Source organism: Streptomyces sp. NPDC001787 (assembly GCF_040297465.1).
GTDB lineage: Bacteria > Actinomycetota > Actinomycetes > Streptomycetales > Streptomycetaceae > Streptomyces.
This window is the reverse complement of sequence record NZ_JBEOZE010000020.1, coordinates 88,467-103,453: the sequence shown is the minus strand read 5'-3', so window position 1 is coordinate 103,453 and position 14,987 is coordinate 88,467. Positions and strand designations below refer to the sequence as shown.

Genomic DNA, 14,987 nt, shown 5'->3' with positions numbered 1-14,987 from the left:
GACGGTCGTTACGCATGGCCAGGGAATTCCAACGCGGCCACAAGGCCAAGATCAGTGATCTCACACCGGGGACGGATCTGTACGTAGGTGTGCAGATCGCTGCCCCCGGACTGACCTTCGACATCAGCTGCTTCGGCCTCGACGCCAATGAGCAGCTCTCGGACGACCGGTATTTCATCTTCTTCAACCAGCCGAAATCGCCCGAGGAGTCCATTCAGCTGCTCGGGGCGCAGTCCGGCGACACCGAGTCGTTCCGCGTCACTCTCGACCGCATTCCGGCGAACATCCACAAGCTGTCCTTCACCGCGACTCTCGACGGCGCCGGACAGATGTCGCAGGTCGGCCCCGGCTACATCCGGATCGTCGCGGGCGGCGAGGAAGTGGTCAGGTACGCCTTCGACGGTTCGGAGTTCACCACCGAGCGTGCGGTGATGCTGGGCGACTTCTACCTCAAGGACGTCTGGCGCTTCGCCGCGGTCGGCCAGGGCTTCGACGGCGGACTCGACGCCCTGCTGAAGAACTTCGGCGGCGAGATCGCCGAGGAGGCACCGGCCGACCCGCAGCCGCAGGCCGCGGTCCCGTCGTTCGCCCCTCCCGCCCGGGCCACCGCGCCCCCGCCCTTCGGCGCCCCGCCCGCCCCCCAGACCCCGCAGCCCGCACCGTCCTTCGGCGCCCCGCCCGCGCCCGCACCGCAGCAGCCGATGCACACCGCGCCGACGATGGCCGCGCCGATGGCACCCCAGGCCCCGTCCCCGTACGGGCAGCCGGGGCAGCCGCCCCAGCAGCCGCAGTTCGGGCAGGTCCCGGGCCAGGGCGCCCCGCCCGCGGCTCCGTTCGGCCAGCAGGCGCCCCCCGCTCCGTACGGACAGCCTGCGCCCGCCCCGTTCGGCCAGCCGGCCCCGGCGTTCGGGCAGCAGCCGCCCGGTGGAATGCCTCCCGGCGTGCCCCAGGGGGTGCCCCAGGGCGGTGCCGGTCTCCAGGCCGCCCTCCAGCCCTACAAGGAGACGGCCACCGGTCAGCGCTGGACCTCGCAGAACCAGCAGCTCATGCGGGTCGACCTGACCATGGGCGGCTCCGGCGTGCTGGCCCGTCAGGGCAGCATGGTGATGTATCAGGGCAAGGTCGACTTCGGCTACAAGGGCGCGGGTTTCGCGGGCCGCATAGTCGGCAACGCCACCGGCCAGGAAATGCAGCTGATGCGCTGTACGGGCAAGGGCCAGGTCTTCCTCGCGGAGGAGGGCTCGCACCTGCACCCCATCGAGCTGCAGGGCGACGCCATCTGCATCTCCGCGGAGAGCGTCCTCGCGTTCGACGAGTCGCTCCAGTACGAGGTCCGCCGGATCGAGGGCCACGGCATCCCCGGTGGTGCCCTGTTCACCATGCAGTTCCAGGGCACCGGCACCGTCATTGTCAAGACGCACGGAACACCGGTCGTTCTGCCGGTGACTCCGACCACGTTCGCGGACTGCAACGCCGTCGTGGCCTGGTCGGCCGCGTCCCAGGTGATCATCTCCAGCCAGGTCCGGCTGCGCCGCAACGCGTATCCGGGTCACAGCGGGGAGACCGTGAACCTCCAGTTCCGGGGAGCCCCCGGCAACTTCATCGTCGTCCAGCCCTACGAGGTCTGAGGGAGCCCGTCATGAATCAGCAACTCGCGGGCTACGCCCCGACCCCCGTCACGGCCCGCATGGAGAACCACGGCAAGACCATGCTCAAGGTCGCCATGGCCACCGGGCAGGACCTCTATGCGCGTACCGGCTCGATGGTGGCCTACGAGGGCTTCATCCAGTACGAGCCCAATCCGCCCGCCGTCCGTCAGGCCGCGTCCCAGTGGATCACCGGCGAGGGCGCGCCCGTCATGAAGTGTTCCGGCGACGGACTGCTCTATCTCGCCGACTACGGCGCCGACGTGGTCGTCATCAACCTCAACAACGACGCCCTCTCGGTCAACGGCACCAATCTCCTCGCCTTCGACGCCCAGCTCACCTGGGGCGTCGAGCGGGTCAAGGGCCTGTCCAAGTTCACCGGGCAGGGCCTGTGGAACGTCGTCATCCAGGGCACCGGCTGGGTCGCCATCACCTCCCGGGGCACCCCGATCGTCGTCGACTGCGGACGCGGCGAGGACGAGACGTACGTCGACCCGGACGCGCTCGTCGCGTGGTCCCCGAACCTCAAGGTGAAGGGCAAGCGCAGCTTCAAGGCCGCCTCGCTGATCGGGCGCGGCAGCGGTGAGGCGTACCAGATGGCCTTCTCGGGACAGGGCATCGTCGTCGTCCAGCCGAGCGAGGACAGTACCGACCGCCTGCGGATCCGGAACTGAGCGGGAGGGAGAAACAATCATGCAGAGTCCGCTTTTCAGCCACACCGAGCAGCAGACCCAGGACCGGTACACGGTCCAGAACCCGCAGCTCCTGCGGGTCGCGCTGACCGGCCACGACGACGTCCTCGCCCGCAAGGGCGCCATGGTCGCCTACCAGGGACTGATGGACTTCGACGGTGAGTACCAGTCGCAGGGGCAGCGGCGCGCCCGCGCGGCGACCGGCGAGGGCCTGGACCTGATGCGCTGCTCGGGCCAGGGCACGGTCTACCTCGCCAATCTCGCCCAGTACATCCACGTGGTGGATGTCGACCGCGAGGGCATCACCGTGGACAGCGCCTATGTCCTCGCCCTCGACTCCTCCCTGCACACCGAGGTCATCGCGGTGGACAGCCAGTACGGGATCTCCGGCTCCGGCAAGTACCAGCTCAACATCTCCGGCAACGGCAAGGTCGCTCTCATGACCTCCGGCCAGCCGCTGATGATGCAGGTCACCCCGGACAAGTACGTCAACGCCGACGCCGACGCGATCGTCGCCTGGTCCAGCTCCCTGCGGGTGCAGATGCAGGCCCAGACGCATTCCACCGGTGTCTTCCGGCGCCGCGGCAACACCGGAGAGGGCTGGGAGCTGAGCTTCCTCGGTCAGGGGTTCGCCCTGGTCCAGCCCAGCGAGGTCCTGCCGCCGCAGCACGCCGAGATCGGTCAGGGCGCGCGTGCCCAGTTCGGCATGGGCCAGCAGGGCTCCCACGGCCAGAACCAGAACAACGCCTGGAACTGACAGAACAACGCCCGCAACTGATCCGGGCGGCCGGCGACGGCCGAGGGCAGCGGTAAGGGGCGGCCTCCCAGGAGACCGCCCCTTACGCACAGGTCCACTCGCCCCTTCGCCGGTCGCCCGGCGGGGAGGGCCGCCCCGGGGCCGGGCGGCTACCCGCTCCTGCCCAGCAGGGCGCGTGTCCGCTCCAGCAGCCGTACGACGGACCCGTCCGCCACCGCCGCCACCTCGTCGTACGCGAACCAGCGCAGGTCCAGCGACTCCTCGCTGATCCGCTCCGTCGAACCGGCCGGAGCCAGCGCGGCGTACTGCACATCGAGATGCCAGTGGCAGGGCGACGGGATCGGGTGCCGGTCCAGCCGCACCGGCCCGCCGGGCAGCAGGGCGAGTCCGGGGATACCGGACTCCTCCGTCGCCTCACGGAGCGCCGCCGCCGCCAGCGTGGTGTCCCCCGGCTCGCAGTGGCCGCCCATCTGCAGCCACATCCGGAGCTTCTTGTGCAGGGTCAGCAGGACCCGGCCGCGCTCCGGATCGACCACCAGGGCGCTGGCCGTCACATGACCGGCGCCGCACGCCTTCCACATGCCGTCCGGGTGCTCCGCGAGATGGTCCAGATAGACCTGCCGCAGCCCGGCCTGATCCGCGTCCGCGCTCCCGGACCCGTCGTAGCCCTTCAGTACGAGAACGGCGTCGTCGTGCAGGCTCACCGGTCGCTGTCGTCCTTGCCGCCGCCGTCCTTGCCGCCGCCGTCCTTCGGCCCGTCCTCGCCGGGGCCCGTGCTGTCGCCCTCGGCGGGGTCCTTCGCTTCGGCGGCAGGGTTCTGCGAGCTCTTCGCGGCCTCGCCGAGCATCTTGTCCAGCTCGGAGAAGTCCAGCTGCTCGTGGTGGACGAAGCCGTCCGGGTCGTCCAGGTTCTGGGCGGTCGGCAGCATGTCGGGGTGCTCCCACAGCCCGTCCCGGCCGTCGACGCCCCGGGCGTCCGTGAGCGAGGCCCACAGCCGCGAGGCGTCCCGCAGCCGGCGCGGACGCAGCTGGAGCCCGATGAGAGTGGCGAAGGTCTGCTCGGCCGGGCCACCGGAGGCGCGGCGCCTGCGCAGCGTCTCGCGCAGCGCGTCGGCCGAGGTCAGCCGGGACTTGGCGGCCTCGTGCACCACGGCGTCCACCCAGCCCTCGACCAGCGCGAGCGCCGTCTCCAGACGGGCCAACGACGCCTTCTGCTCGGGTGTGTCCTCCGGCTGGAACATGCCCTGCTGAAGGGCGTCCTGGAGCTGCTCCGGCTGCGAGGGATCGAACTGGCCGACGACGTCCTCCAGCTTGCTGGTGTCGACCTTGATGCCCCGGGCGTACGCCTCGACCGCACCGAACAGATGCGAGCGCAGCCACGGAACATGGGCGAAGAGCCGCTGATGGGCGGATTCGCGCAGGGCCAGGTACAGCCGCACCTCGTCCTGCGGGACGCTCAGGTCCTTGCCGAACTGCTCCACGTTCAGCGGGAGGAGCGCGGCCTTGCCGGCCGGGCCGAGCGGCAGCCCGATGTCCGTGGAGCCGACCACCTCACCGGCGAGCACGCCCACGGCCTGGCCGATCTGCTGACCGAACATGGCGCCGCCCATCGACCGCATCATGCCGATCAGCGGGCCCGCCATGGCCTGCATCTCCTCGGGCAGCACATCGCCCATCGCCAGGCCGACACGCTCGGCCACCGGGTCGACCAGCTGCTTCCACGCCGGAAGGGACGCCTCGACCCACTCCGCGCGGCTCCACGCCACGGTCGAGACCGATCCGGAGGGCAGCGAGGTCACGCCGTCCAGCCAGAGGTCGGCCAGCCGCAGCGCCTCGTCGACCGCGGTGCGCTCCGAAGGCCCCACGCTCGCGTCCTTGGTGCCGTCCGGGGTGCCCTGGGAGACCGTCTGGCGGGCGATCTGCTTGGCCATGTCCCAGTTCACGGGACCGCCCTCGTAGCTCAGCATCTGGCCGAGCTGCTGGAACGCGGCGCCGAGGTCGTTCGGGTTCATCGCGCCGAACATCGCCGCGAACGGGTTGTCCCCGCCCGCGCCCGGCCCGAAGCCGAACGGGTTCGCAGGCCCGCCCGCGCCCTGCCCACCCTCGGTGGGGTCCTTCTTCTTGCCCTCGTCGCCGTTCTCAGGCTCCTCCGGCGGAAGGCCGAATCCGAATGGGGTGTCACTCACGGGTTTCCTCGGCTCGTAGGGCCGCCGGCTCGAACCGACGGCGACTGCCCGACATCACCATCCAGCGTAGACACCAAGCCCGCTCGGGGCCTCAGTGCTCCGCCGGCTCCCGGCCTGCGGCAGGATGGACGCCACCTGGTACGTACGCGTCATTCGGGTACGTACTGAAGACAACCGCTGGAGACGCCCGGTGAGTTCCCCAGATCCACAGGTTCGCGCAGCGCGAAACCTGACCGACCCCTCGCCCGAGAACAAGCCCGAAAAAAACCGCTCCAAGAGCCGGGGCCCCGTCGTCGCGGTCACCGGTGCCGCGACCGGCATCGGTGAACTGCTCACCGCGCACCTCGTCGCCTCCGACGAGATCAAGCAGGTCATCGCCATCGACGAGCGCCGCGGGGAGGCATCCGAGGCGACCTGGCACATCCTGGACGTCCGGGACCCCGCCATCGCCGAGAAGCTGCGCGGCGCGGACGTCGTGGTGCATCTGGCGCTCGACCTCGACCTGGAGACCGACCCCGCGGCCCGGACCGCGTACAACGTACGCGGCACGCAGACCGTGCTGACGGCCGCCGCGGCGGTAGGGGTCCACCGGGTGGTCCTGTGCACCTCGGCGATGGTCTACGGGGCCCTGCCCGACAACGACATCCCGCTCGCCGAGGACGCCGAACTGCGCGCCACGGCGGAGGCCACCGGCGTCGGGGACCTGCTGGAGATCGAACGGCTCGGCCGTCGCGCGCCCCGCGCCCACCCCGGGCTCAATGTCACCGTCGTGCGCCCCACCGTCCTGGTCGGCGGCACCGACACGGCGCTGACCCGCTACTTCGAGTCGCCGCGGCTCCTCGTCGTCGCCGGATCGCGTCCCACCTGGCAGTTCTGCCATGTGGACGACCTGGTCAGCGCCCTGGAATACGCCGCTCTGGAGCGGATCGACGGCGAGTTCGCGGTCGGCTGCGACGGATGGCTGGAACAGGAGGAGGTCGAGGAGCTCAGCGGCGTACGCCGGATGGAGCTGCCGTCGGCCGTCGCGCTCGGCGCCGCCGCCCGGCTCCACCGGATCGGCCTCACGCCCTCCCCGGCGGGCGACCTGGCGTACACGATGCACCCCTGGGTGGTCAGCGTGAGCCGTCTGCACGACGTGGGGTGGCGTCCGAAGTGGACCAACGAGGACGTTCTCGGAGCCCTGCTCGAAGAGGTGGAGGGGCGCCACACGCTCGCCGGACGCCGCCTCGGCCGCAAGGACGCCACCGCTGCCGGTGCCGCCGGTGCGACCGTCGCCCTGCTCGGTACGGCGGCCCTGGTCCGCCGCGCCCGCAAGGCGCGCCGCCGCATCTGAGCACCGCCCTGCCGGAAGGGGGAGTCCCCGGGGCACCTGTAGGAGGCTCCAACCCGGCCGGCGGCCCGCCGGTCGAACGCGCAATTCCGTGTCGGCGGCGCCGTGCGGCACCATGGGCCCCATGGCACGCACCCACGACCACCCCGGCGAGCAGGCGGCCCAGGACCCCATCCGGCTGCTGGCGATCCGGGAGACACCGCTCTCCGTCGACGAGGTCTTCCGCGCCGTCGGGGACGACGCCGCGGGCGGTATCGCCCTCTTCGCCGGCACGGTGCGCAACCACGACCAGGGCCAGGACGTCGGCGCGCTCGGCTACTCCTGCCACCCGTCGGCCCAGGACGAGCTGCGCCGGGTGGCCGAGAAGGTCGTCGCCGATTTCCCGGTGCGCGCGCTCGTCGCGGTCCACCGGGTGGGTGAACTGGAGGTGGGAGATCTGGCGGTGGTCGTCGCCGTCTCCTGCCCGCACCGCGCGGAGGCCTTCGAGGCCTGCCGCAAGCTGATCGACGACCTCAAGCACGAGGTTCCGATCTGGAAGCACCAGCGGTTCTCCGACGGTACGGAGGAGTGGGTCGGCGCCTGCTGAGCGCAAACCCCGGCCCGGGGCATCAGGCCCGATTTGCGTAACCGCACCCCTGCCGTGAGCGTTGGACTTCCGGATCGCTAATCTGCTGATCGGTCACTCGCGGTCGCTCACGGGGTAGGGAGGTCGTCATGGCTGCACTCGCTTGGCTGCTGATTCCGCTTTTCGCTGCTGTCGGTGCTGCGATATGGGGAAGCTGGGCCGCGCGCAACCGCACCACCGGCGATGTCTCCGAACTCGCCGGGTATGCCAGATTCCGTGACGCGATGGAGAAGTCGCACTCCGGTTCCGACGTCCTCTGAGGCAGCGCCCGCCGCGTGACACCTTCCGCCGCCGTGCTGCCGGCCTCGTACGGACCGGCCCTGGCGGTGCACTCACAGGCCCTTCCCGTACTGTCGTTCCATGCCACGCCGCACCGCGACGATGCTCGCCTCCACCCTCGTCCTCATCGCGCTTCTCTGCGCCGGTGTGCTGATCAAAGTGCCGTACTCGGAGATGTCTCCCGGGCCGACGGTGAACACACTCGGCGACGCGCGTGGCGAGCCCGTACTCCATATCTCCGGCCACAAGACGTACCCGACGTCGGGTCATCTCAACATGACGACGGTCCGCGTCACCGGCGCGGAGTACAACATGAACATCGTCGAGGCCGTGTACGGCTGGCTGGCCCACGACAGCGTGATCGTGCCGCACGACACCCTCTACCCCGACGGCAAGACGGAAGAGCAGTCGACGCAGGAGAACGCCGAGGAGTTCAGCCAGTCCCAGGAGAGCGCCAAGGTCGCCGCCCTGGAGGAGCTGGGCATTCCGGTGTCCTCGCGGGTGGTGGTCTCCACCGTCGTCAAGGACAGCCCCGCCCAGGGCAAGCTGCACGCGGGCGATGTGATCAAGGCCGTGGACGGCACCGCGGTCAAGGAGCCCGGCGACGTCGCCGAGCTCGTCACCGAGCACAAGCCCGGCCAGGACGTCACGTTCACCGTCGTCCCGGCCAAGGAGGCCGCCGCCGCGGAGAAGGCGGGCCGGGAGCCCGAGGGCAGCGAGAAGGTCACCATCACCACGGAGAAGGCACCCACCGCCAAGAACGCGCCCGAGGAGAACCGCGCGATCGTCGGCATCCGGGCCGGACTGGACCACACCTTCCCGTTCGAGATCGACATCAAGCTCGCCGACGTGGGCGGCCCCAGCGCCGGCCTGATGTTCTCGCTGGGCATCATCGACAAGCTGACGCCCGACAAGCTGACCGGCGGCAAGTTCGTCGCCGGAACCGGAACGATCGACGACGCGGGCAAGGTCGGCCCGATCGGCGGGATCAACATGAAGCTGGTCGGCGCCCGTGACGCGGGCGCGCGCTACTTCCTCACCCCGGACGACAACTGCGCCGCCGCGGCTTCCGACACGCCGAGCGGGCTCACCCTGGTCAGGGTGAAGACGCTCAGCGACGCCAAGAAGTCGATGGAGATGATCCGGGACGGGAAGACGGCCGCGCTGCCGAGCTGCTCGGCGGGCTGACGGCCGTCCGCCCCCGGGACGGTCAGGACTCGAAGGTCGCCGCCAGGGCCTCGGCCAGTCCCGGAACCAGACCCGCGCCGGTCAGGACCTCGGTGGGGGAGTCCTTCTCGCGCAGCCGCACGGCCGACTCCCGCGCGCCGTCCCGCAGCACGGCCACGGTCATCCGCACCTCCTGCCGGTCCGGGTGCTTGGCGACCCACTTGGTCAGCTGTTTGTCGCTGAGTCCTTCCGGTACGGAGGCCTCGGCGGACGGCGGCAGCATCAGCCGCTCCACCGTCATGGCGCACCCGACCACCGCGTCGGGCCAGGCGATCGTGCCGAGGAAGTCGTCCAGCGCGGTGCCGGCGGGGAGCTCCTCCTGCTCGATGGGGGTGAGGGAGGCGGTCGTCGCGCCGGCGTCGTCCAGACCGAGCTGAGCGGCGAGGCCGGGCTCCTGGACCCGCAGGCGGGCGGTGTCCACGAGGGCGAACAGCCGGGCCGGCTGGTCCCAGCCGAGGCTGGAGGCGTAGGTGTCGATTTCGAGGACGGCGACGGTGAGGGGGCTCGCGGCCATCGGAGGGCCAGAGGGGGAAACGTTGGGCATGGTGAATATCCTGCCTCCTTCCGCCCCAGGAACGGGAACTAGGTAAAGCCTCAGTAAGTTGCTTAGGTGGGCTCTACGATCGCGGGGCCCGCTTCTACACGACCGATAACTTCGAGGTGCGCACGTTGGCTTTCCAGATGCCGGACCGCGGCGGAGGCCCGACCGGGCCACGGATCAGAGTCGGCCGCCCGTCCCGGCGCGTCCGTACCCTGCTCATGACACTGGGCGTTCTGGCGGTTCTCGCCATGGCCTTCGTCATGTTCGCCGGGTTCTGGACGGACTGGCTCTGGTACCGGTCGGTCGCGTATTCGTCCGTCTTCACCACCACCCTGTGGACCAAGATCGGACTGTTCCTCGTGTTCGGGCTGCTGATGGCCATCGCCATCGGCGTGAACATCTGGCTCGCGCACCGGCTCCGGCCGCCGCTGAGCGCGATGTCGCTGGAGCAGCAGAGCCTGGACCGCTACCGCATGAGCGTCGCCCCGTACAAGAAGTGGGTGCTGCTCGCGATCACCGCGCTCGTCGGACTGATCGCCGGGGCCTCCGCCTCCGGCCAGTGGCGGACGTGGCTGATGTACATCAACGGCGTGCCGTTCGGGCAGAAGGACCCCCAGTTCAAGCTGGACGTGGCCTTCTACGCCTTCGACCTGCCGTGGTACCGCTTCCTGCTGGGCTTCGGCTTCGCGGCGACGGTGCTCTCGCTGATCGCCGCCGCGCTGACCCACTACCTGTACGGCGGGCTGCGCATCACCAGCCCCGGCGCGCGGGCGACGGGTGCGGCCACCGGGCACCTCTCGGTGCTCCTGGGCATCTTCGTCTCCCTGAAGGCCGTGGCCTACTGGCTCGACCGGTACGGCCTGGCCGTGAAGTCCAGTGACTTCAAGGCCACGGACAACTGGACGGGCCTGCGGTACGTCGACGCGAACGCCTACCTCCCGGCGAAGACCATCCTCTTCTGCATCGCCGCGATCTGTGCCGTGCTGTTCTTCGCGACGCTGTGGCGCCGCACCTGGCAGCTGCCGGTGATCGGCTTCGGCCTGATGGTGCTCTCCGCGATCCTGATCGGCGGGCTCTACCCGGCGATCGTGCAGAAGTTCCAGGTCCAGCCGAACGAGCAGGCCAAGGAAGCACCGTTCATCAGGAAGAACATCGAGGCGACGCGGGACGCGTACGACATCGATGACGCCCAGGTCGACGACTACGCGGGCAAGGCCACCACGACCGACGACACCAAGCTGCGCGCGAGCGCGGACGCGGCGGCCAGTTACCGCGTGATGGACCCCAACGTCGTCTCCCCGGCCTTCCAGCAGCTCCAGCAGAAGAGGAACTACTACCAGTTCCCCAAGACCCTGGACGTGGACCGCTACAAGGGCAAGGACGGCAAGGAACAGGACACCGTCATCGGTCTGCGCGAGCTCAACCTCCAGGGCCTGCCCAAGCGGAACTGGATCAACGACCACTTCACGTACACCCACGGCTACGGCGCCATCGCGGCCCGGGGCACGACCACCGGTACGAACCCGGCGGGCTCCCCCGACTTCACCGAGTCGGGTCTGCCGGCCACCGGTGAGCTGGGCGACTACGAGCAGCGGATCTACTACGGCGAGAAGACCGAGCAGTACTCCATCGTCGGCGGGCCCCAGAAGGAGCTCGACTACGAGGAGGACGGCGAGAAGACCACCAGCTACAAGGGCAACAGCGGGGTCAGTCTCTCCAACGCGTTCAACCGCGCCGCCTACGCGGTCTCCTTCAGCGAGCCGCAGATCCTGTACTCGGGAGCGATCGGCGAGGGTTCCCGGATCCTCTACAACCGCACGCCCAAGGAGCGGGTCGAGGCCGTCGCCCCGTGGCTGACCATCGACGGCGACGCCTATCCGGCGGTCGTCGACGGACGTATCCAGTGGGTCGTCGACGCGTACACCACGACGAACGGCTACCCGTACGCCTCGCGCACGACGCTCGGGGACACCACGGCCGACTCGCTGACCACCAACCAGCGCGCGGTCGTCGCCCAGCAGAACCAGGTCAACTACATCCGCAACTCGGTGAAGGCCACCGTCGACGCGTACGACGGCAAGGTCAAGCTCTACGAGTGGGACACCGAGGACCCGGTGCTCAAGACCTGGCGCAAGGCATTCCCCGGGACCGTGAAGGCCCGCGCGGACATCCCGCAGGAACTGATGGACCACCTGCGGTACCCGCAGGACCTGTTCAAGGTCCAGCGCGAGCTGCTCACCCGCTACCACGTCGTGGACCCCGCGCAGTTCTACAGCGGCAGTGACGCGTGGCAGGTGCCGGACGACCCGACCAACAAGGAGCCGGGCGCCGTTCCGCCGTACTACCTGAGCATGAAGATGCCGGGCCAGGACGCGCAGAAGTTCTCGCTGACGACCACGTTCACCCCGAAGGGCCGCCCCGACCTGGGGGCGTTCATGGCGGTGGACGCGGACGCGGCCAGCAAGGACTACGGAACCATAAGACTGTTGCGGGTCACCACCACGGTGAAGGGCCCGGGGCAGGTACAGAGTGAGCTGAACGGCAACGACGACGTCGCCGAGTTCGTGAGGAACCTCAAGGGCACCGACTCGGACATCGAGTACGGCAATCTGCTGACGGTTCCCCTCGAAGGGGGCTTCCTCTACATCGAGCCGGTCTACACGCGTGGTGGCACGCAGAACTACCCGCTGCTGCGCAAGGTGGCCGCCTCGTACGGATCGAAGATCGTCTTCGAGAACAGTCTCGGGGAGGCGCTGAACGCGGTCTTCGGGGTCGAGGGCGATACGACGACCCCGCCGACCGAGCCCACCGAGCCGCCGACCGAGCCCACCGAGCCCCCGGCCACCGGGGACGCCGCACTGAAGCAGGCCATCGCGGATGCCCAGAAGGCGTACACCGAGGGTGAGGCGGCCCTGAAGAAGCAGGACTGGACCGCCTACGGCAAGGCTCAGGCCGACCTGGAGGACGCCCTCAAGCGGGCGGCGGCGGCCCAGCCCAAGGCGGGCAGCCCGGCCGACAAGCCCGCGAGTGCCGCGGGCAAGCCGGCCACCGACTCCGCCGGACCGGCCGGTGACGCCGACAAGGCGGACATCCGGACCGAGAAGGCCGACAAGGCGGACGAGCAGGGCAGCGACCAGGGCAGCTGAGAAAGCCCCGCCCCGCGCCGTGGTACTGTTTGAACACAACGGCGCGGGGTGGAGCAGCTCGGTAGCTCGCTGGGCTCATAACCCAGAGGTCGCAGGTTCAAATCCTGTCCCCGCTACTGAAAAACGAAGGCCCGGATCCTATGGGATCCGGGCCTTCGTCATGTCATCAGATCCCGCTCCGGGTCTTTCTCGCGCGATGCGCGTGAAGTGCGGTTCGTTGGGCACGAGTTGGAGCCGGACGTGTTTGACTTGTCTCCCTGTGGGCATGTCGACAAAACGCTGAAGTGACCTCACTGGCCGCGATATTCACGGTGTACGCGGGGTTGTAGGTGGTGCGACGATGGTATTTATGGGGGACAGGGCAACTCTGTTGGAGACAGGGCGGTTTGTGCAGCGTCGCGGCCATGAGAGCGATAAGGCGATAGATGGGGCATTTGTCGCTTCCATGGCCGGGCCGGCCGGAACCGCGGACATGACCGGCACCACGGGTGCCGCCGGTGCGACGCACGCCAGGGGTGCCGCGAGCACCGGCGACGCCGCTGAGATCGCTGACAACTTGTGCACCACCGACGCCGTCGACGCGGCCGACAACGCCGAGAGCGAGGCACGCCACCGCCGTGCGGCCGAAGCCGGGGACACGGCGTCGATGAGCGTCCTCGGCGCGATGCTGCTGCGCCGGGGGGACCTGGACGCCGCCGAGACCCATCTGCGCGCGGCCACCGCCGACGGCGACCGGGCCGCCGCCAACAACCTGGGCGTCCTCCTCCACCAGCGCGGCTACCCCGACGAGGCCGCCGGATGGTGGCGCATCGCCGCCGTCGCCGGCTCCGCCGCCGCCGCGCACGCGCTCGGCCGCCACTTGCGGGAGCGCGGCGACGAGCCCGGTGCCGAGTACTGGCTGCGCCAGTCCGCCGAGCAGGGGCACGCGCTGGGCGCCTATGCCCTGGCCGACCTGCTGGAGCACCGCAGCGACGTCGGCGCCGAGCGCTGGCTGCGCGCCGCCGCCGAGCAGGGCCACCGGGAGGCCGCCTACCGCCTGGCCCGCGCCCTGGAGCGGAACGCCGTCGAGGACCCGCACGACGCCTTCGGCCCCGGCCGCGCGGTGCTGTCCGGCGGTGCGGGCCGGACCCCGCCGTCCCCGGCCGGGGGCGCGGGCCGGGGCCGGGCCGACGGCCCCGTGGCGGGTCCGGCCGCCGGGCGCGTCGGCGAGGCCGAGCAGTGGTACCGGCAGGCCGCCGCCCGGGGACACCGGCGTGCCGCGCTGCACCTCGGCGCGATCCTGGAACAGCGGGGCGAGCTCAAGGAGGCCGGCCGCTGGTACCTCACCTCCGCCAAGGACGGCGAGCCCCGCGCCGCCTGCGCCCTCGGCTTCCTGCTGCGTGACGCGGGCGACGAGGAGAGCGCGGCCGTGTGGTGGCTGCGTGCCGCCCAGGACGGCAACGGCAACGCCGCCAACGCCCTGGGAGCCCTGCACGCCGCACGCGGTGAGCAGCAGACCGCCGAGCGCTGGTACCGCGCCGCCATGGACGCGGGTGACGTCAACGGCGCCTACAACCTCGGGCTGCTCTGCGCCGCCCAGGACCGTACGCCGCAGGCCGAGCAGTGGTACCGCCGTGCCGCCTACGCCGGACACCGCGAAGCCGCCAACGCCCTGGCCGTGCTCCTGCTCCAGGCCGGTGACCACACCGGGGCCGAGCCCTGGTTCTCCAAGGCCGCCGAGGCGGGCAGCGTGGACGCGGCCTTCAACCTCGGCATCCTGCACGCCGGACGGGACGAGGACCGTACGGCGCTGGGCTGGTACCAGCGGGCGGCGGCGGCCGGGCACATCGATGCCGCGCTCCAGGTCGGCATGGCCCTGCTGCGCGAGGGCGAGGAGCAGGAGGCCGAGCGCCATCTGCGCTGCGCGGCCGGCGGCGGCAGCGCCGAGGCCGCCTTCCGGCTGGCCGGGGTCCTGGACTCGCGCCAGCCGCCGCCCGGACCGCCGGCGCTCGGTGAGCCGATGCCGGAGAGGACGGAGTGCGAGGAGTGGTACGAGCGGGCCGCCCAGCAGGGCCACCGCCGCGCCCAGGTCCGGGTCGGGATGCTCTCCGCGGCCCGCGGCGACGTGGACAGCGCGGCGCACTGGTACCGCGAGGCGGCCGAGGCGGGCAGCCGCAACGGCGCCTTCAACCTCGGACTGCTGCTCGCCCGCGAGGGCAGCGAGCGCGAGGCGGCCCTGTGGTGGAGCCGGGCCGCGCAGGCCGGTCACGGCCGGGCGGCGCTGCGCCTGGCCCTGCTCGCCGCCCGCCGGGGGGAGCTCGCCGAGGGGCAGCGCTGGTGTGCCCGCGCCGTCGAGCTGGGACCGGCGGAGGTCGCCGAGCGGGCGGCCCGGCTGCGCGAGGCGCTGCACCAGGAGCTCACCGCGTAGGAGGGCCCGGCCGCCCCCTCCGGCCCGGTCGGTCCGGTCGGGGTCCCGGCCCCCTCCGGTGGGCCCCGTGTCTGGAGCGGGCCGGTCGGGGCGGGTCGCGGGAACGGTATGTCCATATGAATTTGCACTGGTCGGCAGGGGTGCCGTAGTGT

General features: G+C 70.7%; 12 protein-coding genes and 1 tRNA gene. 10 read left to right on the top strand and 3 right to left on the bottom strand.

Annotated elements, in window-relative coordinates:
* Positions 1–14 precede the first annotated feature (14 nt).
* Genes ABT170_RS25585 through ABT170_RS25575 form a run of 3 tightly spaced genes read left to right on the top strand, consistent with a single transcriptional unit; the run spans position 15 to position 3,095 of the window.
* Positions 15–1,628: a TerD family protein gene (locus ABT170_RS25585; protein WP_351871066.1), complete on the top strand. Its 1,614-nt coding sequence runs from the start codon at positions 15–17 to the stop codon at positions 1,626–1,628.
* A gap of 11 nt (positions 1,629–1,639) precedes the next feature.
* Positions 1,640–2,320 carry an AIM24 family protein gene (locus tag ABT170_RS25580; protein ID WP_329946186.1) on the top strand — a complete coding sequence of 227 codons (681 nt, stop codon included), beginning with the start codon at positions 1,640–1,642 and terminating at the stop codon, positions 2,318–2,320.
* A gap of 19 nt (positions 2,321–2,339) precedes the next feature.
* Positions 2,340–3,095: an AIM24 family protein gene (locus ABT170_RS25575; RefSeq protein ID WP_329946185.1), complete on the top strand. Its 756-nt coding sequence runs from the start codon at positions 2,340–2,342 to the stop codon at positions 3,093–3,095.
* 149 nt (positions 3,096–3,244) lie between these two features.
* On the opposite strand, the gene ABT170_RS25570 is transcribed toward ABT170_RS25575, so the two are convergent.
* Both ABT170_RS25570 and ABT170_RS25565 read right to left on the bottom strand, forming a co-directional pair.
* Positions 3,245–3,799, bottom strand: a complete 555-nt coding sequence (locus ABT170_RS25570) for an NUDIX hydrolase (RefSeq protein ID WP_351871063.1) — start codon at positions 3,797–3,799, stop codon at positions 3,245–3,247.
* Positions 3,796–5,280 (bottom strand): zinc-dependent metalloprotease, encoded by a 1,485-nt coding sequence (locus ABT170_RS25565; protein ID WP_351871060.1) that lies wholly within the window; start codon positions 5,278–5,280, stop codon positions 3,796–3,798. The genes ABT170_RS25570 and ABT170_RS25565 overlap by 4 nt, the downstream gene beginning before the upstream one ends.
* A 190-nt stretch (positions 5,281–5,470) precedes the next feature.
* Between ABT170_RS25565 and ABT170_RS25560 the strand changes: the two genes are divergently transcribed.
* From ABT170_RS25560 to ABT170_RS25545, 4 genes are all read left to right on the top strand, one after another.
* Complete coding sequence (locus tag ABT170_RS25560; protein ID WP_329946182.1) at positions 5,471–6,613, top strand: SDR family oxidoreductase; 1,143 nt, start codon at positions 5,471–5,473, stop codon at positions 6,611–6,613.
* Positions 6,614–6,734: 121 nt separating this feature from the next.
* The gene (locus tag ABT170_RS25555; RefSeq protein WP_329946181.1) at positions 6,735–7,196 is read left to right on the top strand and encodes a molybdenum cofactor biosynthesis protein MoaE; all 462 of its coding nucleotides are present in this window, start codon (positions 6,735–6,737) and stop codon (positions 7,194–7,196) included.
* Positions 7,197–7,324: 128 nt separating this feature from the next.
* Entirely contained in the window at positions 7,325–7,495 is a 171-nt protein-coding gene (locus ABT170_RS25550; protein WP_266802961.1) for a hypothetical protein, read from the top strand.
* 100 nt (positions 7,496–7,595) lie between these two features.
* Positions 7,596–8,702 (top strand): YlbL family protein, encoded by a 1,107-nt coding sequence (locus ABT170_RS25545; RefSeq protein WP_351871055.1) that lies wholly within the window; start codon positions 7,596–7,598, stop codon positions 8,700–8,702.
* 22 nt (positions 8,703–8,724) lie between these two features.
* On the opposite strand, the gene ABT170_RS25540 is transcribed toward ABT170_RS25545, so the two are convergent.
* A complete protein-coding gene (locus ABT170_RS25540; RefSeq protein WP_266923633.1) occupies positions 8,725–9,285 on the bottom strand; it encodes a PPA1309 family protein in 561 nt (186 codons plus the stop codon).
* A gap of 137 nt (positions 9,286–9,422) precedes the next feature.
* Between ABT170_RS25540 and ABT170_RS25535 the strand changes: the two genes are divergently transcribed.
* The 3 genes from ABT170_RS25535 (at position 9,423) to ABT170_RS25525 (ending at position 14,835) form a co-directional block, all read left to right on the top strand.
* Complete coding sequence (locus ABT170_RS25535; RefSeq protein ID WP_329946557.1) at positions 9,423–12,428, top strand: UPF0182 family protein; 3,006 nt, start codon at positions 9,423–9,425, stop codon at positions 12,426–12,428.
* 42 nt (positions 12,429–12,470) lie between these two features.
* A tRNA-Met gene (locus ABT170_RS25530) sits at positions 12,471–12,544 on the top strand.
* Between the two features lie 224 nt (positions 12,545–12,768).
* Positions 12,769–14,835, top strand: a complete 2,067-nt coding sequence (locus ABT170_RS25525) for a tetratricopeptide repeat protein (protein WP_351871052.1) — start codon at positions 12,769–12,771, stop codon at positions 14,833–14,835.
* The last annotated feature ends 152 nt before the right edge of the window (positions 14,836–14,987 follow it).